This window comes from Nocardioides sp. BGA-UO-ETr-FS32 (genome assembly GCF_059567905.1).
The window spans coordinates 405,413-426,801 of sequence record NZ_JCAQOX010000017.1 but is presented as its reverse complement, the minus strand read 5'-3'; the positions used below and the strand labels follow the sequence as shown (position 1 = coordinate 426,801).

The following is a 21,389-nucleotide window of genomic DNA, read 5'->3' as shown; positions in this document are numbered from 1 at the left end:
TCAGAGCCCCGGGAGAGTGACGGTCAGCCAGTCCTTGTGACCGGCGGGCGGAGGGTCGAAGGCCAGCAGGGCGGCGTCGGTCGGGTCGGTCCCGGAGGGGGACGCGTCCGGGCCGGCTGCCTCGCTGGCGCGCGTACGGGCATCCTCGACGAGCGTGCCGGCCTTGTGCGCGCGGACGTCGATCGCCTCCTTGAGCGTGTCGACCTCCTGCAGGTGGCGGGCCAGGGAGTCGGCTGCGGTCTCGTGGTGCCCGGCGGCGGCGCGGAGGTGGTCGGCACGCTCCTTGATGCGCTCACGCATGGCGTCGGCCGCCTTGCCATGCCACGGGACGGCCTCGGCCTGCGCGACGAGACGGGCGGCGAGGGCGCGGATGTCGCCACCCTGCTCGCGCAGCTGCGCGACGCGCTTGCGCCCCGCGGCGGTGTCGCCGTACATCGATCACACCCTTTCGTCCGTGGCTGCCTACCCGGTGACCGGGCCCGCCAAACGTCCTTCCGGCGACCTGATTGTGCCCCAGTCGGCCGCCCGACCGGCCCGGGGTCGTGGCGTCCACCGTCGACGAAGGCCGCCGTCCGACCCCTTCGCGGCCGATAGGATCGACACCGGTCCCGAACCCGCGAGCGACACGAGGTGTGCATGACGTTCGACGTCCACCAGCTCGACGTGTTCGTGCTGGTCGGAGCGGTCGTGACGCTGGCGGCGATCCTCGCCGTACGGGTGTCCGCAGGGGTCGGGCTCCCGTCGCTGCTGTTCTACCTCTTCATCGGGGTGCTGCTCGGGGAGGGCGGCCCGTTCGGGATCCAGTTCGACGACGCCCAGCTCGCCCACGCGCTTGGGTTCGGCGCCCTCGCGATGATCCTCGCCGAGGGTGGCCTCACCACGGACTGGCGGCAGATGAGGTCCAGTGTCCGGCTCGGCACGTCCCTGGCGACCGTGGGCGTGGCGGTCTCGGTCGCCGTGGTCGCGGTCGGCGCCCACTACCTGCTCGGACTGCCGTGGGAGCTGGCCGTCCTGCTCGGCGCGATCTGCTCGCCGACCGACGCCGCGGCCGTGTTCTCGGTGCTGCGGGCCCTGCCGCTGCCCAAACGCCTCACCGGCGCGCTCGAGGCGGAGTCCGGGCTCAACGACGCCCCCACGGTCGTCCTGGTGGGCATCATCTCCACCGGCGCGGTGGGGGAGTCGGGGCTGCTCGAGACCGCCGGCATCATCGTCTTCGAGCTCCTCGCCGGCGGCCTCGTCGGCGCCGCGTGCGGCTTCGCCGGCGCGTGGGTGATGCGCCGGGTCGCGCTGCCGTCCTCGGGCCTCTACCCGCTCGCGGTGCTGTGCCTGGCCTTCACCGCGTACGGCGCCTCCTCAGCCCTGCACGCCTCCGGGTTCGCCGCGATCTACGTCGCCGCGCTCATCCTCGGCAACAGCGAGCTGCCGCACCGGGTCGCGACGCGCTCGTTCGCCGAGGGCATCGCATGGCTGGCGCAGATCGGGCTGTTCGTGATGCTGGGGCTCCTGCTGTCGCCGAGCAGGATCGACCTCGACACCGTCGTGCAGGCGCTCGTGACCGGCCTCGTCCTCACGCTCGTCGCGCGTCCCCTGTCGGTACTGGTCAGCAGCATCGTGCAGCCGATGGGCCCGCGCGACCTCGCCTTCATCTCGTGGGCGGGCCTGCGCGGCGCGGTGCCGATCGTGCTGGCCACGATCCCGCTGTCGGAGGGGGTGGAGGGTGCCGACGACCTCTTCGACATCGTCTTCGTGATGGTCGTCGTCTACACCCTGCTCACCGGCCCCACGCTGCCGTGGGTCGCGAGGCGGCTGCGGGTGGCGCGACGCTCCGAGCCGCGGGGGCTCGACGTGGAGGCCGCGCCGCTCGACAGGGTCGCCGCCGACCTCCTCCAGGTCACGATCGCGGCGACGTCGAAGATGCACGGCGTCGAGGTCGGCGAGCTGCGGCTGCCCCAGGGGGCGTCGGTCTCGCTGGTGATCCGTTCCGGCGAGGTGCTCGTCCCGGAGCGGCGTACGGTCCTGCGCCACGGGGACGACCTCGTGGTGGTCACGCCCCGCAAGCTGCGGGAGGCCACCGAGGCCCGGATGCGGCAGGTGTCGGAGAGCGGGCGCCTCGCGCTGTGGCTCGGCGACCCGTCGCGCCGCGACAAGGACTAGCGGGGCGTCACTCCGAGCCGGTGGCCCGGCAGTAGGTGGCGTCGGCCTTGGCGACGACGGACTCGACCTGCTTCTTGCGCAGCGCCTGGAACTTCTCGCCGACCACCACGACGACGCCCGGGCCCAGGGCGTCCCCCTGCACGACCTCGGCCCTCTTGAACTGCCGCTTGACGAGCAGGACCGCGGGGTTCGTCGGGTCGGCGGACCAGATCTGGGTGGTGGCCGCGGGCAGGGGGGAGTCGCCGACGTCGCCCGCGACGAAGCCGCGCTCGCCGAGCTGGGCGCTCGTGGCGCCGGCGAGGCCGCTGCGGCCACTGCCGTTGAAGACGCTGACCACGACCTGGTCGCGGCGCACCTCGGAGCCGGCCGTGACGGTCTCGTCCTCGCAGATCGCGACGGGCTCGTCCTCGGGGAACGGCTCCGTCAGCGCGGACCAGCCCCACACGGCCGCGACGAGCACCAGCACGGCGAGGACCGCGAGTGTGAGGGCGGACTTGAGGGCGCCGCTCATCACTCGCCCGCCTGGTGCACGCGCGCGTGCAGCACGCTGCGCTGCTGGAGCGCGGCGCGCAGGGCGCGGTGCAGGCCGTCCTCGAGGTAGAGGTCGCCGCGCCACTGCACCACGTGGGCGAACAGGTCGCCGTAGAAGGTGGAGTCCTCGTCGAGCAGGGTGTCGAGCCTGAGGGTGTCCTTGGTGGTCACCAGCTCGTCGAGCCGCACCTGGCGCGGGGGCAGGTCCGCCCAGCCGCGCGAGTCCAGCCCGTGGTCGGGGTAGGGCCGGCCGTCGCCCACCCGCTTGAAGATCACGCCGGTGATCATAACGACGCATCCGCGAGACCCCTCGCCACGCTCCTCGTGCTGGTGAGGTCGCGGGTCTCGATACGCCCGTCGCGACCTCGTGCCTCGGTCGCGGGGCTACTCGACCTCCCTCGCCACGCCCCGCGCGACTCCGTCGCTCGCGGCTAGGCTCGTGACATGACCGAGACGCCGAAGGCCGAGTCGACGCCTGCCGAGTCCGCCGCTCCCACCGACCCGATCTCGGAGGCCGTCGCCGCGGGCTACCGCTTCGAGGGCCCGGCCCTCGAGCTCGGCGGCCTGATGCTCGACGCGGAGAACCTCGGCGACGTACGGATCCGGATCCCGCTCGGCATGCTCAACCGCCACGGCCTCGTCGCGGGCGCCACCGGCACCGGCAAGACCAAGACCCTCCAGCTGCTCGCCGAGCAGCTGAGCGCCAACGGTGTGCCCGTCTTCGCCGCCGACATCAAGGGCGACCTGTCCGGCATCAGCGTCCCCGGCGAGCCCAGCGACAAGCTGGCGGCGCGCACGGCCAGCGTCGGGCAGGAGTGGACGCCGACCGGCTTCCCGACGGAGTTCTACGCGATCGGCGGCCAGGGCATCGGCGTGCCCGTCCGGGTCACGATGAGCGCGTTCGGCCCGACGCTCCTGGCCAAGGTGCTCGGCCTCAACGAGACCCAGGAGTCCTCGCTGGGCCTGGTCTTCTACTACTGCGACAAGCAGGGCCTGCCGCTGCTCGACCTCGCCGACCTGCGCGCCGTCCTGCAGTACCTCACCGGCGACGAGGCCGGGAAGGCCGAGCTCAAGACGATCGGCGGGCTCTCGCCGCAGACGGCCGGGGTGATCCTGCGCGAGCTGGTGGCGTTCGAGGCGCAGGGAGCCGACGTGTTCTTCGGCGAGCCCGAGTTCGAGACCAAGGAGTTCCTGCGCACCACCGAGGACGGTCGCGGCATCGTCAGCCTCCTCGAGCTCCCCAACCTCCAGGACCGGCCCGCGCTCTTCTCGACCTTCCTCATGTGGCTGCTCGCGGACCTGTTCCACGACCTGCCGGAGGAGGGCGACCTCGACAAGCCCAAGCTGGTCTTCTTCTTCGACGAGGCGCACCTGCTGTTCAACGACGCCTCCGACGCCTTCCTCGACCAGATCGCGCAGACCGTACGCCTCATCCGCTCCAAGGGCGTCGGCGTCTTCTTCGTGACGCAGTCGCCGACCGACGTTCCCGACGACGTGCTCGCGCAGCTCGGCTCGCGCATCCAGCACCAGCTCCGCGCGCACACGCCCAACGACGCCAAGGCGCTGAGGGCGACCGTCAACACCTACCCCACGAGCGCGTACGACGACCTCGGGGAGGTCATCACCACGCTGGGGATCGGCGAGGCCGTCGTCACGGTCATGAACGAGCGCGGCGCCCCGACGCCGGTCGCGTGGACCCGGCTGCGGGCGCCCGAGTCGCTGATGGACCCCGCCGAGACCTCCGCGATGGAGGCCGCCGTCGCCGCGTCCCCGCTCACCGCGAAGTACGCCGAGGCCATCGACCGCGAGTCCGCCCGCGAGCTCCTCGCCAAGAAGCTCGAGGAGGGCGCGCGCAAGGCCGCCGAGGACGCGCGCGTCAAGGAGATGGCGCGCGAGCAGAAGAACGCGCGCGTCACCGAGAAGTCGACGCGCAAGCCCGCGGCCGAACCCGACTCGATGATGGAGACCGTCGTGAAGTCGACGGCCTTCAAGGACTTCATGCGCACCGCGGCCCGGGAGATCGCCCGGGGGATGTTCAAGAGCGGCCGCCGCTGAGCGGGATGCTGGAGTCCCCGGATATCCGGTGACCGCCCTGCTTACAGGTACGGATCTCTACCTGGAAGCACGAAACCCGGGTGCGAAGCCCCACGCCCCGCGTACGCCCCGCTCCCGCCGGCCGGGCCGCCGCGGGCGGTCACATCGTCGGATCGAGCCAGGCCAGCTGCGCGGTCTGGGTGCCGCCGTCGCGGGTGACGACGCGCGCGCGACCCTCGGGTGCGGGCTGCGGGCGGAGGTTGCCGATGAGGACGCCCTCGTCGCGGGGGCCGGACAGCATCACGCCGGGCATCGCGAGGTCGCGCAGCGACTGGATGACGGGCTCGTAGAGCGCGCGGGACGCGCCACCCGTACGCCGCGCCACGACGACGTGGAGGCCGACGTCGCGCGCCTGCGCCATCAGCGGCTGCAGCGACGAGACGGGGGACGACTGCGCCGTGGCGACCAGGTCGTAGTCGTCGACCACGACGAACACCTCGGCCCCGGTCCACCACGACCGGTTGCGCAGCTGCTCGGGCGTCACGTCGGGACCCGGGATGCGGCCCTCGAGATAGCTCGCGATGTCCTTGAGCGTCGGCGTGGCCTGGGTGGCGGAGGTGAGGTAGTTGAGCAGGTACTCGTCGGGCACCTCGCCGAGCATCGACCGGCGGTAGTCGACGAGGACGATCTGCGCCTCCTTGGGGGTGCGCGTGCGCATGATCTCGTGGACGTACGTCCGCAGCAGGGCGCTCTTGCCCGACTGGCCGTCGCCGAAGATCAGCATGTGCGGCTCGGCGTCGACGTCGAGGCCGATGGGCGCGAGCTCCTTCTCGTTGATGCCGAGCAGGATGTGCTTCTCGGGCACCTGCCGGCGCACGGCGTCCTCGCGGACCGCCTCGAGGGTGACCTTCTCGGGCAGCAGGCGGAGCTTGGGGCCCTGCGGGCCCTTCCACGCCGCCGCCACCCGGTCGATGAGGTCGTCGACGCCGTCGCCGAGGGTGTCGGGGTCGCCGTTGCCGTCGATGCGCGGCAGCGCGCCGAGGAAGTGCAGCTTCGACGGCACCAGGCCGCGTCCCGGGCGGCCGACCGGCACGAGGGCGGCGACCTTCCGGTCGACCTCGGAGTCGAGCGGGTCGCCGAGCCGCAGCTCGAGCTTGGAGCCGAAGACGTCGCGCATGGCGGCGCGGAAGTCGGCCCAGCGGGTGGAGGCGGTGACGATGTGCAGGCCGAAGGTGAGGCCGCGCGCGGCGAGCTGCTGGATCTCCATCTCGAGGTCGTCGAACTCCGCACGCAGCGTGCTCCAGCCGTCGATGACGAGGAAGACGTCACCCCAGCCGTCGTCGGCGCGCCCCTGCGTACGCCGCGAGCGGTAGGTCTCGATGGAGTCGATGCCGTTCTCGCGGAAGTAGGCCTCGCGCCGGTCGACGATGCCCTCGACCTCCGCCATCACGCGGCGCACCACGTCGGGCTCGGAGCGCGTCGCGACACCGGAGACGTGCGGCAGCCGGGTCAGCGGGGCGAACGTGCCGCCACCGAAGTCGAGGACGAAGAACTGCGACTCCAGGGGGGTCGTCACGAGCGCCATGCTCGTGACGATGCTGCGCAGGAGCGTGCTCTTGCCCGAGCGCGGACCGCCGACGACGGCGACGTGGCCGGCGGCGCCGGTGAGGTTGAGCGTCATGGTGTCGCGGCGCTGCTCGCGCGGGCGGTCGACGGTGCCGAGCGGGATGACCAGGCCGGGCACGTTGCGCCACTGCGGCGAGGTCAGGCCGAGGTCGGGGCTCTCGACCAGGTCGGGCATGAGCTCGTCGAGGGTGTCAGGCACGTCGAGCGGCGGCAGCCACACCTGGTGCGCCTCCGGTCCCTTGCCGATCATCCGCTGGACGGCGATGTCGAGCAGCGACGGCTGCTCGCCCTGCTGCTGCGGCTGCGGCGTCGCGACCTCGGTGACCTCCTCGGTCTCGAGCGCCTGCACCTCGGAGATGGTGAACGGCAGGATGCCGCGGATCGCGCCACCCTCGTCGCGGGTGACCCGGGTGCGGCTCGACGGCGGTCCCGAGACGTACGCCGCCTTGAACCGCAGCAGCGTGGACTGGTCGGGCTTGAGGTAGCCGAGGCCAGGAACGGCCGGGAGCTCGTAGGCGTCCGGGACGCCGAGCACCGCGCGGGACTCGCCCGCGGAGAAGGTGCGCAGGCCGACGCGGTAGGACAGGTGGGACTCGAGGCCGCGCAGGCGACCCTCCTCCAGGCGCTGCGAGGCGAGCAGCAGGTGCAGGCCGAGCGAGCGGCCGAGGCGGCCGATGGCGACGAAGAGGTCGATGAACTCCGGCTTGGCCGACAGCATCTCGGAGAACTCGTCGACGACGATGAACAGCGACGGCATCGGCTCGAGCGGCTCGCCGTTGGCGCGGGCCTTCTCGTAGTCGCGGACCGAGGCGTAGTTGCCGGCGTCGCGCAGCAGCTCCTGCCGGCGCGTCATCTCACCGGACAGGGCGTCCTGCATGCGGTCGACGAGGGTGAGCTCGTTGGCGAGGTTGGTGATGACAGCGGAGACGTGCGGCATGTCGGCCATGCCGGCGAAGGTGGCGCCGCCCTTGAAGTCGACGAGCACGAGGTTGAGCTGCTCGGACGAGTGGGTCATCACCAGGCCCAGCACCAGCGTGCGGAGGAACTCCGACTTTCCGGAGCCGGTCGCGCCGATCACCAGGCCGTGGGGTCCCATGCCCTGCTGGGCGGACTCCTTGATGTCGAGGTGGATCAGGCCTCCGGAGTCGCCGATGCCGATCGGTACGCGCAGCCGGTCGCGGGCCGGCCGGGGACGCCAGGCGGCCGCTGGGTCGTAGGCGAAGATGTCGCCGAGGCCGAGGAGGTCCATGTGGTCGGGGGTCGTCGAGGTGATGTCGACGGCGCCGCCGGCGGACGCGGACTCGGCGCTCGCGGTCTTGAGCGGGGCGATGCGACGGGCGAAGGCCTCGGCGGTGGCGATGTCGCACTGGTCGGCCAGCGCCTTGATCGGCTCGCCGCGCAGCCGCAGGGCCTGCACCGGCCGCTTGCCGAGCTCGTCGGGGGCGTCGGCGAACTCCAGGCGCAGGCGCGTGGAGTCCTCGAGCTCGTCCCAGCGGCTCGGCAGGTCGAGGAGCGTCACGCCATGGAGGCCGTCGGGCGGGACGATGTGGTTGCCGGGAGGCAGGTGGCCCCCGTCGATGACCAGCAGGATGTGCGGCGTCGCCGCGCGCTCGTCGGCGCCGAAGCGGGGCCGGTCGCTGAGGTCGGGCGGGAGCAGGTTGCCGAGGTCGTCGAGCGACGTCGACACGAGCCGCATCGGGCCGACGGCGTCGACCTCCTGGGTGCTCTGGGCGTGGGGGAGCCACTTCACCCAGTCCCAGTGGGTCAGGTTCTGCTCGGAGCTGAGCACGGCGACGATGAGTTGGTCGGGGTTCTGGAAGGCCGTCGCCGAGCAGATCATCGCGCGGGCCGTCGAGCGGACCTCCTCGGCGCCGCCGCACAGCTCGATCCGGTCGAAGGCGCGCAGGTCGATCGACGCCGGCAGGTTGGGCTGCAGGCGGTGCACGACCAGCAGCCGGTGCAGGGCCGACGCCGCGGCGGGGTCGACCTGGTCGACCGGCGCGCTCTCCGGCGGTACCAGCTCGAGCGACAGGGGCTGCGAGCACAGGCCGTAGCGCACGTGCAGGAAGTTGTCGTCCGAGGCGGTGTGCTCCCACAGCCGCGTACGGTCCTCGGCCAGCGAGGGCAGGGCGGACGGCTCGGGATGGTGCCAGTTGAGCGCGCGACGCTGCTGGTCGGCGGCCTCACGGGCGACCTTGCGGATGTTGCTGAGGTAGCGGAGGTACTCGGTCCGCGAGCCGGTGACCTGCTGCGCACGCTGCTTACGCTGGCGGTCGATCTGCACGATGATGAAGCCGAGCGTGGCGAAGAGGAACATGCCGGCCGCGAGGAAGCTGCGGCTGCGGTTGGCGCCGCCCATCGTCGCGACGAGCACGATCGAGCCGAGGCTGCCCAGCATCGGGATGGCGTTCATCAGCACGCCGCCGGCGCCCTCGCCCTCCTGGAGCTCCGGCGGTGGCTGCAGGACGATCTGGCCGCCCGGCATCTCCGGCTCGTCGAGCCGCTGTCCGCCCCGCAGTGTCGTGCTCACGCATCCCCCGTCGCCTCACCCGATCAAGTCGCGACGATGATAGGTGTGCTCCTGCGGCGCCGCGACTATCGTGCGTGCAGAAGCGCCCGCCCGATGCACGCGAAGGGGGAATCCGTGTCGGACGTCGCGATGTCCAGCGCTGCTGGGGCGACCATCCCACTGAGCATCCACGGTCCTGCCGGGGTGCTCGACCTCGTCGTGCCCACCGGTGCGACCCCGGTCGACGTGGCGCGCGAGTACGCCAGGCAGGCCGCCGAGACGGGGGAGGTGAGCGGCATCCCGCTGCTGCAGACCGCCCTCGGGGAGCGGCTCAACGCCGCGGTCCCGCTGGGGGAGGCTGGCGTGCAGGCCGGTGACGTGCTGGTCGCGACGACCGGAGTGCACCGTCCGCGCAGGGTGACGCTGCTCGAGGCCGCCAAGAACGCGCCCGAGTCCCCCGAGCTGGCGTCGTTGATCGCCACGGTCGCCGCCCTCGTCGCCGCCCTCGCCGGCTGGTACGCCGCGCGCTCGGACGAGGAGACCGTACGCACCGTCGCGGTCGGTCTGCTGCTCGCCTGCGCCCTCGTGGGTGCGCTCCCCGTCGGTCGCCACGCGCGCCAGCGCGCGGCCGCTGCGCCCGCCTTCGCCGCGGCCGCCGCCTTCGCCGCGCTCTACGAGCCCGGCGTCCACCTGCTCCCCGCGATCCTCGGCGCGGCCGGCATGTCCGCGGCCGTGGTCGCCGGCATCGGTCGCGCCCTCGCCGTGGCCGGCGACGAGGTCAGCACGGTGTGGATCGTCAGCGGCCTCACCGTCTTCGCCTGCTGCGCGCTGCCGGCCATGCTCGGCTGGGACGCCCGCGTCGCCTGGACGCTGCTCGTCCTCGGCTCGATGATGGCGGCGCGCTTCGCGCCCTCGCTCGCCGTCGACGTGCCCGACGACGCGCTGCTCGACCTCGACCGTCTCGCCGTCACGGCGTGGTCGGCCCGCGACAGCCAGCGCTCGGGACGGCGGGGTCGCATCGTCGTCTCCGCCGCCGCGATGGAGCGCCTCGTACGCCGGGCCTCCCGCATCGTCACGGCCGCGGCCGCCGCGATCCTGGTGACCGTGGTCGTCGCCAGCCCGCTCCTGCTGCACAGCGCGAGCATCGACCTCGACCGCATCGGCGCCCGCTGCCTGGTGTTCTTCGCGGGCTGCTCGCTGCTGCTCGCGGCCCGCTCCTACCGGCACGCGGCGGCGCGCGCGCTGCTGCGGCTGGCCGGGCTCGGCGCACTGTCGGCGCTCGCGATCCACCTCGTCGCCGGGCCGGCCGCCGGGCACGTCGACACCTTCTTCTACGTCGTCGTCGCCCTGGGCGTCATCGCGCTGGTCGCGGCCGTCGCGACCGGCCGTGGCTGGCGCTCGGTGTGGTGGTCGCGCCGGGCCGAGGTCGCGGAGTCGCTGTGCGGCAGCTTCGCCTTCGCCGCCGCGGTCGTCGCGGCCGGCGTCTTCCGCCGCCTGTGGGAAATGACGTCGTGATGTTTAGCCCCGATTTCGTCGGGTAGATGCCCGTCAGCGCGGGGGGCCGGGACGTCTCCCCGAGCACCGGACCACAGTCCAGTCCAGTGGATCACCAACACACGAGAATCTCGGTCGGTTCGGCCGCCGAGGGAGAAGGATCTTTCCATGAGCGAGATGTACGGCCAGACAGAGAAGGCCCTCTCCAAGGGCGCCGACTTCGTCGACCAGGCCCGCGGCGACGTCAAGAACAAGTGCGGCGTCCTCTCCGGCAACATCCAGACGATGATGGGTGGATGGGGCGGCCAGGGTGCCACCGCGTTCAACAACCTGATGATCGCCTGGGACCAGAAGCAGGAGACCATCCTCAAGGCCCTCGACCAGCTCGCGGCCTCGATGAAGGAGACCGAGCGCGACAACGTCTCGACCGACGAGGCCCAGTCCGCCACCCACGCCAACCTCCAGGGCCGTCTCGGCTGACGCCGGCACCCGACATCTGAGATCTAGGAGATCGAGACATGACTTTCGACGGAATCAAGGTCCAGCACGGCAGCCTCGACGCCGGTGCCGCCGACGTGATGAAGGCCGCCAAGGAGATCGAGGCCCGCCTCGACCAGCTCGAGAACGACCTCAACCCCCTCAAGTCGGACTGGAACGGTAACGCCAAGATGGCGTACGACCAGGCCAAGGCCAAGTGGGACCAGGCCATGCAGGAGATGACCCTCCTGCTCCAGCAGGCCAGCCAGGGTGTCGACGCGTCCAACGCCGAGTACAAGGCCGCCGACGCTCGCGGTGCCAACCGCTTCTGAGCCACACGCGCGATCGCTCGAGGCCGGTCGTCCCTCCGGGGATGATCGGCCTCGCGGCGTCCCGGGAGCCGCTTTCGCCTAGGCTGCTCCCCGTTCAGTGCCCCGGCCCCTCGGGCGGGCGCAGGTGCACCACACACAGGGGGAAACACCAATGAGTCAGGGGTCCTCGGTCGCCTCGGGCCTGGTCCGGGTGACCATCGCCTCGGGGTCGCGCCGCGTCGATCTGGTGCTGCCGGGCTCGATCCCGGTCGCCGAGCTCGTCCCCGAGCTCGCCCGATCGGTCGGACTGCTCGACGCCTCCACCGTCTACGGCGGCTACCGCCTGGTGACGCAGGAGGGCCGCATCCTGGCCAACGACGCGGGCCTGACGATGCAGGGCATCGAGGACGGCGGCCTGCTCACCGTCACCGCCGGCGTCGACGACAAGGCGCCCCGGGTCTACGACGACGTGGTCGAGGCGATGGCCGACGTCGTCGAGAACGAGCTCAAGCCGTGGGAGGCCGCGGCCGGGCGGCGTACGGCGCTCGGTGCCGGCAGCATCCTGCTGGGCCTCGGCGCCCTGGCCCTCCTGCTCCGGGGCGAGAGCCTGCTCGGCGGCGTGGCCGCCTCCGTGATCGCGGCGCTGCTGGTCGTCGGTGGCATCGTGCTCGCCCGCGCCCAGCGCGAGCCCGAGGCCGGCGTGGTCGTCTCGCTGCTGGCCGCCCTCTACGCCGGCGTCGCGGGCCTGCTGCTGGCCCCGGGCGAGCTGCCGGAGTGGAGCTGGCCGCTGGACGACGCGTTCTTCACCGACCCGCTGCTCTTCGCCGGCATCGGCATCCTCGCGGTCGGCCTGGTCGCCGTGGTGGGCCTCCAGGACGGCCGGCCGCTGGTCATCCCCGCCATCGTCGTGGGCGCGGTCCTGGTCGCCAGCTCGGTCCTGATCCGGGTGGCGTCGCTCGAGCCCGACACCGTCTTCACGGTGCTCCTGACCCTCGTGGTGCTGGCCGGCAGCATCTTCCCGTGGCTCGCGCTCGGGGTCACCGGCACCAACGTCGACCAGCTCTACTCGCTGCACGACATCACCGCCGACCCCGACGAGATCGATCCCGAGGAGGTGGCCGGCGACGCCCGCACGGGCCACGAGATCCTGCTCGCGGTCTCGGCCACCGTCGGCACCCTCCTCGTCCTGTTCGCGCCCTTCGCTGTCGGCCGCGGCGTCTACGGCACGGTCCTTGCCGCCGTGTGCTGCTTGGCCGTCATGTTCCGCACCCGCCAGTACCGCACCGGCGCCGAGGTGCTCGCGGGCCTGGTCTCGGGCATCCTCGGCCTGGTCTCGGTCGCCCTCTCGATGCTCCTCATCCACGACGGCTGGCGCGCGGGTGCCGCGATCGGGCTGGCCGGCATCGGCGCCGTGCTGCTCTCCCTGACCCTCGTGCCGGCGTCCGCGTCCGTACGCCGCGGCCGGATGGGCGACATCGTCGAGACGGTGACGCTCCTCGCGCTGCTGCCGCTGATGGTGCTGGCGGCCGGCTTCGTCTCCGCGGTGGCGGGCTGAGGCGGGCTGAGGAGACATGGCGACCAAGAAGGACCTCGTCGAGGCCCACGCCTTCAGCCGCCGCCGCCTGGTCACCGCGTTCGTCTCGGGCGCCCCGGGCGGCCGCGAGGTCGAGCCCGTACGGCCCGGTCGGGTGCTGATCGGCGGCGTCGCCCTGTCGGTGCTGCTCCTGGCCGGAGCGGCGATCGCCGGCTTCCTGCTCGGTCGTCCGCCCGCGCAGTGGCTCGACACGGGCAGCTTCGTCATCTCCAAGGACACCGGCGAGCAGTACGTCGTGCTGCGCGCCGGTGACGACCCGATGCTCCAGCGGGTCCCCAACTACGTCTCGGCCCAGCTCCTGCTCGGCGAGGACGAGCTGACCCCCTACACCGTGCGCGACAAGTACATCCGCACCGTGCAGCTCGGCCCGGACCTCGGCATCGACGCCGCGCCGGCCGGCCTGCCCGCCGCGGACGAGCTGGTCGACGACGGCTGGACCGCGTGCACCGGCGCCGGCGTCGGCATCAAGCTGGCCGTCCAGCAGACGCCGACCGTCGAGGACCTGGTCGAGTCTGCCTTCCTCGTCCAGAGCGACGGCGCCCAGTGGCTGATCGCCACCGCGCCCGCCGTCGGCAACGAGCAGGGCACCGCCTACCGCTTCCCCATGCCGGCCGACGAGACACAGGCCTCGACGCTGGGCAACCGGCTCGGCTTCGGTGCCTCCGCGACCGAGGTCGACGAGGCGTGGCTCAACCTCTTCCCGCTCGGCGACGAGCTGGAGCGCGACTCCTTCGGGGTCACCCGACGCGGCGAACGGGTCCCCTACGGCAGCACGGGCACCGACCTCACGCGCTTCCGCATCGGCGACCTCCTGCTCTCCGACACCGGTGCCCACTACCTGCTCGGCGACGAGAAGCCGGAGCGGCTCAGCGACTTCGACGCGATGGTCTACGGCGTGGTCGGCGAGGCAGCCCGGGAGGTCCCCGAGGACCTCGCGGCGTCGTTCGCCGACCCCAAGACCCCCGCTGAGTGGCCGGACAGCGTCCCGCAGGCGATCGCCAACGGCGCGCTGTGCGCCGAGCTGCACCCCGACGCCCGGTCGACCGCGTCCTTCAGCCTGGCGACCAACCCCACCGGTGCGGCCGACCCGGCCGAGGTCCGGCAGGGACGTCACGCCGTCGAGGTGGAGCCGAGCGCCGGGGCGTACGTGCTCTCCGGATCGGGCGTGGCGGCCGACGCCGGCATGCCGTTCGTCATCGACACCAAGGGTGCCAAGTACGAGCTGATCGGTCCCGAGGTGCCGGACTACATCGGCTACGCCGACGTCGAGCCGCCGCTGGTGCCGAGCTCGTGGCTGGAGTTCTTCGAGCAGGGAGTGCCGCTGTCCACCAACGCGGCGCGACGCGTGCCGGCGGACGCGCCGCCGCCGGAGGACTCGACGGCGGACGCCGGCTGATGGCTCGCTCGCTGCTGCGTACGACGGTCGCGGCCGGCGTGCTGGCCGCCTCCGCGGTCCCCGTGTGGGCCGGACCGGCCACGGCCGACCACCCCGCGCCGTGCCTCCCCGGCGAGGTCCCGGGCTCGGAGCGGCTCGCCGACACCCACACCGAGGACAACCTCGCCCTCGACCGGATGCACGTCGAGCAGGCGCAGGAGCTCGCGTCGGGTCGCGGCGTGAAGGTCGCGGTCATCGACAGTGGCGTGGTGCCGATGGAGGGCCTCGCCCGCGTCGGAGGGGTCGCGATCCCCGGTGTCGCCAACGCCTTCCTCTCCGGGCACGGCACGATCGTCGCCGGTCTGATCGCCGGACCGCGGGGCGTCGCCCCCGATGCTGAGGTCTTCGACGTCAAGGTCTACGACGCCGACGACGCCGACACCGCCCAGGGCGAGCGGCCGGTGACGTCCGCCGGCATCGTCGCCGGGATCGAGGCCGTCATCGACGCCCAGCCCCAGCAGCAGTTCGACGTCGTCAACATCTCCCTCGCGGTGCCCCAGTCGGACCCGAGGCTCGAGGCCGCGGTCGCCCGGCTGGTCGCGCTGGACCTCGTGGTCGTGGCAGCCGCCGGCAACGCCGACACCGACACCGACGACGCCGGGTTCAAGGGCACGCCCGACAGCGACGCCGACGTCTACCCGGCCGACTACCCGGGCGTGCTCGCCGTCAGCGCGGCGCCGCCCGGCGACGAGAACCCCAGCACCTACGTCCTGCCCAACGCGGACACCGACGTCGCGGCGCCGACGCTCGGCGCGATCTCCGTCAACGCCACGGAGCAGGTGTGCGTGGTCGAGCAGGTGGCCACCTCCTGGGCCGCCGCCGAGGTCAGCGGCATCGTGGCGCTGCTGCGCCAGCGCTTCCCGCGCGAGACCCCGGCCCAGCTCGTCGCCCGTCTCCAGGCGACCACCGAGGGGGCCGGTGTGCCACGCAAGGGGGAGGACGTCGTCGTCAACCCGTGGAACGGCGCGGGCGTGGTCCAGGCCCACGACGCGCTCACCCGCCTGATCGAGCCCGGTCGACAGGGCCGGGTCGAGGCCACCGTGCGGGAGACCCGGTCCGACACCCAGGCTCCGCCGGCCCCTGAGCAGGTCGACCTGTTCACCACGCCCCGCGCGATCCTGCTGTGGGCCGGGCTCGTCGCCGGGTCGCTGCTGGCGCTGGCCGTGATGCTGCGCCCGCTGCTGCGGCGTACGTGAGCCCGTTGCCCCGACGCCGGTGGGCACGGCGTGGTGGAATCGAGACATGACCGACACCCCGGACGAGCCGATCGCCGTCATCCTGGCCGGTGGCCAGGGATCACGGCTGTGGCCGATCAGCCGTGACCGCGCGCCCAAGCAGTTCCAGCCCGTGGTCCGCGACCGGCCGCTCCTCACCGGGACGATCGAGCGGCTGAGCGAGATCGTCGACCCGAGCCGGATCCACGTCTCCACCCGGGCCCGCTTCGCCGACGCGGCGCGCGCCAACCTCGGTCCGGTTCCCGCCGACAACCTGATCCTCGAGGAGGACCCCGCCGGTCCCGCGACGGCGTTCGCGCTCAGCATCGCGACCCTGTCGCACCGCTACGGCAACGTGCCCGCGCTGATCGCTCCGTCCGACCACCTCATCAACGAGGAGGAGGCGTTCAACGCCGCCTCCCGCGACATGCTCGCCCAGCTCGAGGAGTCGCCCGAGTCGATGGTCGTCCTGGGCGCCGAGCCCACCCGCTACGACCCGAGCCTGGGCTACATCCACACCAAGGGCGGCGACGGCGCCGTGGAGGTCATCGAGTCCTTCCACGAGAAGCCCGACCTCGAGACGGTCGAGGAGCTCAGCGACACCGGCTCCCTCTACTGGAACACCGCCTGCTACGGCGTACGGGTGGGTCGGGCGTGCGACGCCTACCGGACGGCGCTGCCGCTGATCTTCGACTCGATCGAGCGCTTCGCGCGCGGCCACACGTCCGACCAGGGCTACCGGGGCGCCACCATCGGCGGCCACGAGATCTACCCGCTGATGTGGGCGGGGATGGAGTGCCTGGTCGTGCCGCGGCAGCTCGGGTGGACCGACGTGGGCACCTGGACCCGGCTGGAGCGGGTGCTGCACGACCAGCGGGTGACCTCCATCGGCCCGGCGCTCCAGCTCGACGCCGAGGACACCCTCGTCGCCAGCATGGACGGGCGGCCGGTGGTCACCCTCGGCGCGCGCGGCCTGATCATCGTCACGCACGAGGACGCGGTCTACGTGCTGGACAAGGAGAAGGCGCTGGACACCGGCACCCTGGACCGCCTCCGTTCGCTCCTGGCGGCCAGCACGCGCGAAGATCTCCTCTGAACAACGCACCACCTCCCCGGCCTCCTCCCCAGGCCTCCCGTCGAAGGAACCCATGTCCCACGAGAACAGCCAGCACATCGTCGTCGTCGGCACCAAGCCCGACATCATCAAGCAGGCGCCGATCTACCACGAGCTGCGCGAGCGCGGTCACGACGTGGTGCTGTGCCACACCGGCCAGCACTACGACCACAACCTGTCGCAGTCGATGCTCGACGAGTTCGGCGTGCAGGAGGACATCAACCTCGAGGTGCGCGGCGGGGTGAACGACCTCGTGTCCGGCATCACCGCCAAGCTCGCCCAGTACCTGCGCGGATTCGCCGAGCGGGGCGGCTTCCCCATCACCTACGTCCACGGCGACACCACCACTGCCATGGCCGGTGCGCTGGCCACCTTCGGCGAGCGCCAGGCGCTCGTGCACGTCGAGGCCGGCCTGCGTACGCTCTCGCCGCGCCCCGAGGTCCTGCGCGGGTGGATCGAGCAGGGCGCCGACCTCGACTGGGCCTCGTTCCGCGACCAGTCGATCGACCGGGCCAGCTGGTCGAAGGGCAGCCGCGAGCCGTCCCCCGAGCAGTTCAACACGCGCGTCGCCGACGCCGGGGCCGACCTGCACGCCGCGCCGGTCGAGCTCAACCGCGAGTTCCTCCTCGACGAGGGGTTCGCCCCCGCGGCGATCGACGTCGTCGGCAACTCCGTCGTCGACGCGCTCGAGCAGGCGATCGCCGGCAGCGACAAGAACCAGGTGCTCGAGAAGTTCCCGCAGATGGGCGACGGCTCCTTCCTCCGCTTCTGCGTGCACCGCCGCGAGAACACGACCAACCGCGAGCGGTTCAACCTGCTCATGGACGCGATGGAGTCGCTGCTCGAGCAGGGCCACCACGTGCTGTTCATCCGCCTGCTCGGCACCGAGTCGGCCATCGACAACTTCGGGCGCCGGCAGTGGCTCGAGGACCTCGAGGCCAGGTACGGCGACGCGCTGATCTCGACGCCCGTGTGGGACAGCTATCTCGACGTGGTCGCCGCGATGTCGATGTGCGCGGTGATCGTGACCGACTCCGGCAGCATCGTGGAGGAGGCCAACGTGCTGGAGGTGCCGTGCGTGACGCTGCGCTTCGGCTCCGACCGGTCGGAGACCTTCCTCGCCGGCAGCAACTTCCTCGCCCCGCCGGTCGACAAGGACCTGATGACCAGCGTCATCCACCACGTCTTCGAGCACCGCGCGGAGCTGTCGTGGGAGCGCGTCTATCCCGAGAAGGCCTCGGCCATGCTCGTCGACGCGGTCGAGCGCCGCCTCGACGAGGGCAGCCTGCTGATCTCCGAGGAGTGGCGCTACGGGCTCAAGGCGAGGTTGCGCTGACGCCATGACCATCGTCCTCGGAATCGAGACGTCGTGCGACGAGACCGGCGTCGGCCTGGTCCGTGACGGCGTCCTGCTCGGCCAGGCGCTGGCCTCGAGCATGGAGGAGCACGTGCGCTTCGGGGGCGTGGTGCCCGAGATCGCGGCCCGCGCCCACGTCTACGCCATCGTGCCCACCATCCAGGCCGCGCTCGACGACGCCGGCCTGACCCTCGACGACGTCGGGGCCATCGCCGTCACCACCGGCCCCGGGCTGGCCACGGCGCTGCACGTCGGCGTGGCCGCGGCCAAGGCGATCGCCGCCGCGACGGGGCTCCCGCTCTACGGCGTCCACCACCTCGCCGGCCACGCCGCCGCGGACACGCTCGACCACGGCCCGCTCCCCGCGCGCAGCGTCGGCCTGATCGTGTCCGGCGGCCACACCTCGCTGCTGCACGTGCGCGACCTGACCCGTACGCCCATCGAGCACCTGTCCGACACCCTCGACGACGCCGCGGGGGAGGCCTTCGACAAGGTGGCGCGACTGCTGGGACTGCCCTACCCGGGCGGTCCGGTGATCGACCGGGTCGCGGCGGGCGGCGACCCGACGGCCGTACGCTTCCCGCGTCCGCTGACCGGGCGCAACGACTCCCGGCTCGGGTTCTCGTTCTCCGGCCTCAAGACCGCGGTCGCGCGCTACGTCGAGCGCACCCCGGACCTCGACGTCGCCGACACGGCGGCGAGCTTCCAGGAGGCCGTCGCCGACGTGCTGACCCGCAAGGCCCTGCTGGCCTGCCAGGACCAAGGCGTCGACACGCTCGTCATCGTCGGCGGGGTGGCGGCCAACAGCCGGGTGCGCTCGCTGGCGCAGGAGCGCTGCGACGCGGCCGGCATCGAGCTGCGCGTGCCGCGACTCAGCTTGTGCACCGACAACGGCGCGATGATCGCCGCCATCGGCGACCTGCTCGTCCGCGACGGTGCGAAGCCCTCGAGCCTGGACGTGACGGTGCACCCGACGATCGAGCTGCAGACCGCCCAGCTGGTCTGAGCGCCGTACGTACGCCGAAGGCCCCGCACCTGTTGGTGCGGGGCCTTCGTCAGCGGCGGAGGTAGGGGGATTCGAACCCCCGAGGGCTATTAACCCAACCCGCTTTCCAAGCGAGCGCCATAGGCCACTAGGCGATACCTCCGCCGAGGAGAGTACCGGTCGGTCCGGCGGGCGGTGAAATCGCGTGCCGGCCTCTGGGCCTGCCCCGGGTTTGGGCGGCCGTCGCGGGCTCGCCTAGACTCCCAGCAACCCCCCACGCGGCGTCACCTCGCCCAACTCCCCCAGGGCCGGAAGGCAGCAAGGGTCAGTGAGCTCTGACGGGTGCGTGGGGGGCCTTTTCATGTCCGGACCCTGCGCGGTGGTCGCTGTGGGTGGGCACGGTTAGGGTTCACGACGTGGAGTCACCGCTCGCGCTCTATCGCCGCTACCGGCCCGAGACCTTCCAGGAGGTCATCGGGCAGGACCACGTGACCGAGCCGCTGCGAGCCGCGCTGGCGGCCAACCGGGTCAACCACGCCTACCTGTTCTCCGGGCCCCGTGGCTGCGGCAAGACCACCTCGGCTCGCATCCTCGCCCGCGCGCTCAACTGTGCGCAGGCGCCGATCTCCGACCCGTGCGGCGAGTGCGACAGCTGCCGCGACCTCGCCCGCGGCGGGCCCGGCTCGATCGACGTCATCGAGATCGACGCGGCCTCGCACGGCGGCGTCGACGACGCGCGCGACCTGCGCGAGAAGGCGTTCTTCGCCCCGGTGCGCGACCGCTACAAGGTCTACATCATCGACGAGGCCCACATGGTCACCACGCAGGGCTTCAACGCCCTGCTCAAGCTGGTCGAGGAGCCCCCGCCGCACCTGCGGTTCATCTTCGCCACGACCGAGCCCGACAAGGTGCTGCCGACGATCCGCTCGCGCACCCACCACTACCCGTTCCGGCTCATCCCGCCACGCCTTCTCAGCGACTACCTCACCCAGCTCGCCGGCGAGGAGGGGGTGGCGATCGAGTCGGCCGCGCTGCCGCTCGTGGTGCGCGCCGGAGCCGGCTCTGCCCGCGACACCCTCTCCGTGCTCGACCAGCTCCTCGGTGGTGCCGGTGCGGCCGGTGTGACCCACAAGCTGGCGAGCGACCTGCTCGGCTTCACGCCCGACTCGCTCCTAGACGAGGTGATCGAGGCGTTCGCCTCCCGCGACGGGGCCGCGGTCTTCTCGGTCGTCGACAAGGTCGTCGAGACCGGCCAGGACCCGCGCCGCTTCACCGAGGACCTGCTGCGCCGGCTGCGTGACCTCGTCATCGTCACCGCCGTCCCCGACGCGCCCGCGACCGGTCTCATCGACGTCTCCGAGGACGCCGGCGAGCGGCTGGTGGCGCAGGCCGCCCGCTTCGGCGCGATCGAGCTGAGTCGCGCCGCCGACATCGTGGCCGCCGGGCTCACCGAGATGCGCGGCGCCACGGCGCCGAGGCTGCTCCTCGAGCTGCTGTGTGCGCGGGTCCTGCTGCCGGGTGCCGACCACACCTCCGACGGCGTGATGGCCCGCCTCGAGCGACTCGAGCGCCGGATGGAGGTCACCGCCGCGCCGCAGGCGGCCGCACCGCAGGCAGCCCCGCCGCAGGCAGCCCCTCCGGCGGCCGCGCCACAGACGCCGCCGACGGCTGTCGAGGCCGCGGCCCCCGCGCCCACGCCGGTGCGCGACGAGCCGGCACCGCCACCGCCGATGCCGACGGTCCCCGCCGCCGCTCCTGCCCGGGCGCAGGACGGTCCCCCGCCCCCGCCCCCGCCGCCGATGCCGACCGGCCCACCCGCACACCAGCCGTCGCCCGCCGTCGCCGAGCCGGCTCCGGCCGCGGCCGCCGCAGGCCCGGACGCGCCGGTCGCCGAGCAGCCCGCCGGCCCCCGGGGCGGTCTGAGCCTCGTCGACGTACGCCGCCTGTGGCCCGACATCCTCGAGCAGACCAAGAACCGCCGCCGCCTCGCCTGGATGGTGCTCTCCCAGCACGCGCACGTGGTCGACGTCGACGGAGCCCGCCTGACGGTCGGCTTCGCCAACTCAGGCGCGCGAGACTCCTTCGTCAACGGCGGCTGCGACGAGATCCTGCGCCAGGCGGCGATCGACGTCGTCGGCATGGACTGGCGTGTGGAGTCGATCGTCGACCCCTCCGGCGCCGCTGCCGAGGCCCCCGTCGTACGCCAGGCGGCCACCGACTCCCACTCCTCGCCCGCCCCCGCGTCGGCCCCTCAGCCGCCGGAGACCCCCGACGGCCCGCCCGCCTGGGTCACCGGCGAGGCCGCCGTGCCCACCGCCGAGCCCGTGCCTCCGGCCGCGCCACCCGTCTCCGCCGCCCCGGCGCGCGAGGCGCTCGAGGCGGCCCGCGCGGGCGGCGGTCCCGCCGAGCCGGCCGCGCCGGTCCGCTCGCCCGACGACGACGCCGACCCCGACGACCCCGACGCCGAGTCGGCGGCCCTCGACACCGAGTCGTTGCTCAGCCAGACGCTCGGCGCGAAGCTGATCGAGGAGATCAGGAACGACTGACCCATGAC

16 protein-coding genes, 1 tRNA gene and 1 other RNA gene are annotated in these 21,389 nt (G+C 72.6%); 13 read left to right on the top strand and 5 right to left on the bottom strand.

The window, feature by feature from the left end; genetic code table 11:
• Nucleotides 1-435 (bottom strand): hypothetical protein, encoded by a 435-nt coding sequence (locus AC57BS_RS22200; protein WP_496413621.1) that lies wholly within the window; start codon nucleotides 433-435, stop codon nucleotides 1-3.
• Between the two features lie 201 nt (nucleotides 436-636).
• On the opposite strand from AC57BS_RS22200, the gene AC57BS_RS22195 reads away from it, so the two are divergent.
• Complete coding sequence (locus AC57BS_RS22195; protein WP_496413620.1) at nucleotides 637-2,154, top strand: potassium/proton antiporter; 1,518 nt, start codon at nucleotides 637-639, stop codon at nucleotides 2,152-2,154.
• Between the two features lie 7 nt (nucleotides 2,155-2,161).
• Here the strand turns inward: AC57BS_RS22195 and AC57BS_RS22190 are convergent, their stop codons facing one another.
• Both AC57BS_RS22190 and AC57BS_RS22185 read right to left on the bottom strand, forming a co-directional pair.
• The gene (locus tag AC57BS_RS22190) at nucleotides 2,162-2,665 is read right to left on the bottom strand and encodes a LytR C-terminal domain-containing protein (RefSeq protein WP_496413619.1); all 504 of its coding nucleotides are present in this window, start codon (nucleotides 2,663-2,665) and stop codon (nucleotides 2,162-2,164) included.
• Complete coding sequence (locus tag AC57BS_RS22185) at nucleotides 2,665-2,961, bottom strand: type II toxin-antitoxin system VapB family antitoxin (RefSeq protein WP_496413618.1); 297 nt, start codon at nucleotides 2,959-2,961, stop codon at nucleotides 2,665-2,667. Before AC57BS_RS22185 ends, AC57BS_RS22190 begins: the two co-directional genes overlap by 1 nt.
• Nucleotides 2,962-3,129: 168 nt before the next feature.
• Between AC57BS_RS22185 and AC57BS_RS22180 the strand changes: the two genes are divergently transcribed.
• Nucleotides 3,130-4,740, top strand: a complete 1,611-nt coding sequence (locus AC57BS_RS22180) for a helicase HerA-like domain-containing protein (RefSeq protein ID WP_496413617.1) — start codon at nucleotides 3,130-3,132, stop codon at nucleotides 4,738-4,740.
• 139 nt (nucleotides 4,741-4,879) lie between these two features.
• On the opposite strand, the gene eccCa is transcribed toward AC57BS_RS22180, so the two are convergent.
• A complete protein-coding gene (gene eccCa / locus AC57BS_RS22175; RefSeq protein ID WP_496413616.1) occupies nucleotides 4,880-8,875 on the bottom strand; it encodes a type VII secretion protein EccCa in 3,996 nt (1,331 codons plus the stop codon).
• 114 nt (nucleotides 8,876-8,989) lie between these two features.
• Here eccCa and AC57BS_RS22170 point away from each other — a divergent pair, with 114 nt between their 5' ends.
• The 9 genes from AC57BS_RS22170 (at nucleotide 8,990) to tsaD (ending at nucleotide 18,856) form a co-directional block, all read left to right on the top strand.
• Complete coding sequence (locus AC57BS_RS22170) at nucleotides 8,990-10,369, top strand: hypothetical protein (RefSeq protein WP_496413615.1); 1,380 nt, start codon at nucleotides 8,990-8,992, stop codon at nucleotides 10,367-10,369.
• A 147-nt stretch (nucleotides 10,370-10,516) separates the two neighbouring features.
• Entirely contained in the window at nucleotides 10,517-10,828 is a 312-nt protein-coding gene (locus AC57BS_RS22165; protein ID WP_129454118.1) for a WXG100 family type VII secretion target, read from the top strand.
• A 38-nt stretch (nucleotides 10,829-10,866) separates the two neighbouring features.
• Entirely contained in the window at nucleotides 10,867-11,157 is a 291-nt protein-coding gene (locus AC57BS_RS22160; RefSeq protein ID WP_129454119.1) for a WXG100 family type VII secretion target, read from the top strand.
• Nucleotides 11,158-11,308: 151 nt separating this feature from the next.
• Nucleotides 11,309-12,691 (top strand): type VII secretion integral membrane protein EccD, encoded by a 1,383-nt coding sequence (gene eccD, locus AC57BS_RS22155; RefSeq protein WP_496413614.1) that lies wholly within the window; start codon nucleotides 11,309-11,311, stop codon nucleotides 12,689-12,691.
• Nucleotides 12,692-12,707: 16 nt separating this feature from the next.
• The gene (locus AC57BS_RS22150; RefSeq protein WP_496413613.1) at nucleotides 12,708-14,126 is read left to right on the top strand and encodes a type VII secretion protein EccB; all 1,419 of its coding nucleotides are present in this window, start codon (nucleotides 12,708-12,710) and stop codon (nucleotides 14,124-14,126) included.
• Nucleotides 14,126-15,361 carry a S8 family serine peptidase gene (locus AC57BS_RS22145; RefSeq protein WP_496413612.1) on the top strand — a complete coding sequence of 412 codons (1,236 nt, stop codon included), beginning with the start codon at nucleotides 14,126-14,128 and terminating at the stop codon, nucleotides 15,359-15,361. Before AC57BS_RS22150 ends, AC57BS_RS22145 begins: the two co-directional genes overlap by 1 nt.
• Before the next feature lie 46 nt (nucleotides 15,362-15,407).
• Nucleotides 15,408-16,475 carry a sugar phosphate nucleotidyltransferase gene (locus AC57BS_RS22140; protein WP_496413611.1) on the top strand — a complete coding sequence of 356 codons (1,068 nt, stop codon included), beginning with the start codon at nucleotides 15,408-15,410 and terminating at the stop codon, nucleotides 16,473-16,475.
• 52 nt (nucleotides 16,476-16,527) lie between these two features.
• On the top strand, nucleotides 16,528-17,829 hold the full coding sequence (locus AC57BS_RS22135; protein WP_496413610.1) for a UDP-N-acetyl glucosamine 2-epimerase: 1,302 nt from the start codon (nucleotides 16,528-16,530) through the stop codon (nucleotides 17,827-17,829).
• A 4-nt stretch (nucleotides 17,830-17,833) separates the two neighbouring features.
• Entirely contained in the window at nucleotides 17,834-18,856 is a 1,023-nt protein-coding gene (tsaD, locus tag AC57BS_RS22130; protein ID WP_496413609.1) for a tRNA (adenosine(37)-N6)-threonylcarbamoyltransferase complex transferase subunit TsaD, read from the top strand.
• A 56-nt stretch (nucleotides 18,857-18,912) separates the two neighbouring features.
• On the opposite strand, the gene AC57BS_RS22125 is transcribed toward tsaD, so the two are convergent.
• Nucleotides 18,913-18,998 (bottom strand) — tRNA-Ser (locus AC57BS_RS22125).
• Between the two features lie 105 nt (nucleotides 18,999-19,103).
• Between AC57BS_RS22125 and ffs the strand changes: the two genes are divergently transcribed.
• Together ffs and AC57BS_RS22115 are read left to right on the top strand one after the other, a co-directional pair.
• Nucleotides 19,104-19,194: signal recognition particle sRNA small type (ffs, locus tag AC57BS_RS22120), an RNA gene on the top strand.
• A gap of 57 nt (nucleotides 19,195-19,251) precedes the next feature.
• Nucleotides 19,252-21,381: a DNA polymerase III subunit gamma and tau gene (locus tag AC57BS_RS22115; protein WP_496413608.1), complete on the top strand. Its 2,130-nt coding sequence runs from the start codon at nucleotides 19,252-19,254 to the stop codon at nucleotides 21,379-21,381.
• The last annotated feature ends 8 nt before the right edge of the window (nucleotides 21,382-21,389 follow it).

What these genes read in the sequence shown, in the direction of transcription:
- AC57BS_RS22160 (WP_129454119.1), top strand. Translation starts at nt 10,867, where the DNA reads ATGACTTTCGACGGAATCAAGGTCCAGCACGGCAGCCTCGACGCCGGT.
- tsaD (WP_496413609.1), top strand. Translation starts at nt 17,834, where the DNA reads ATGACCATCGTCCTCGGAATCGAGACGTCGTGCGACGAGACCGGCGTC.
- AC57BS_RS22165 (WP_129454118.1), top strand. Translation starts at nt 10,517, where the DNA reads ATGAGCGAGATGTACGGCCAGACAGAGAAGGCCCTCTCCAAGGGCGCC.
- eccD (WP_496413614.1), top strand. Translation starts at nt 11,309, where the DNA reads ATGAGTCAGGGGTCCTCGGTCGCCTCGGGCCTGGTCCGGGTGACCATC.
- AC57BS_RS22135 (WP_496413610.1), top strand. Translation starts at nt 16,528, where the DNA reads ATGTCCCACGAGAACAGCCAGCACATCGTCGTCGTCGGCACCAAGCCC.
- AC57BS_RS22150 (WP_496413613.1), top strand. Translation starts at nt 12,708, where the DNA reads ATGGCGACCAAGAAGGACCTCGTCGAGGCCCACGCCTTCAGCCGCCGC.
- AC57BS_RS22200 (WP_496413621.1), bottom strand. Translation starts at nt 435, where the DNA reads ATGTACGGCGACACCGCCGCGGGGCGCAAGCGCGTCGCGCAGCTGCGC.
- AC57BS_RS22140 (WP_496413611.1), top strand. Translation starts at nt 15,408, where the DNA reads ATGACCGACACCCCGGACGAGCCGATCGCCGTCATCCTGGCCGGTGGC.
- AC57BS_RS22195 (WP_496413620.1), top strand. Translation starts at nt 637, where the DNA reads ATGACGTTCGACGTCCACCAGCTCGACGTGTTCGTGCTGGTCGGAGCG.
- AC57BS_RS22190 (WP_496413619.1), bottom strand. Translation starts at nt 2,665, where the DNA reads ATGAGCGGCGCCCTCAAGTCCGCCCTCACACTCGCGGTCCTCGCCGTG.
- AC57BS_RS22180 (WP_496413617.1), top strand. Translation starts at nt 3,130, where the DNA reads ATGACCGAGACGCCGAAGGCCGAGTCGACGCCTGCCGAGTCCGCCGCT.
- AC57BS_RS22145 (WP_496413612.1), top strand. Translation starts at nt 14,126, where the DNA reads ATGGCTCGCTCGCTGCTGCGTACGACGGTCGCGGCCGGCGTGCTGGCC.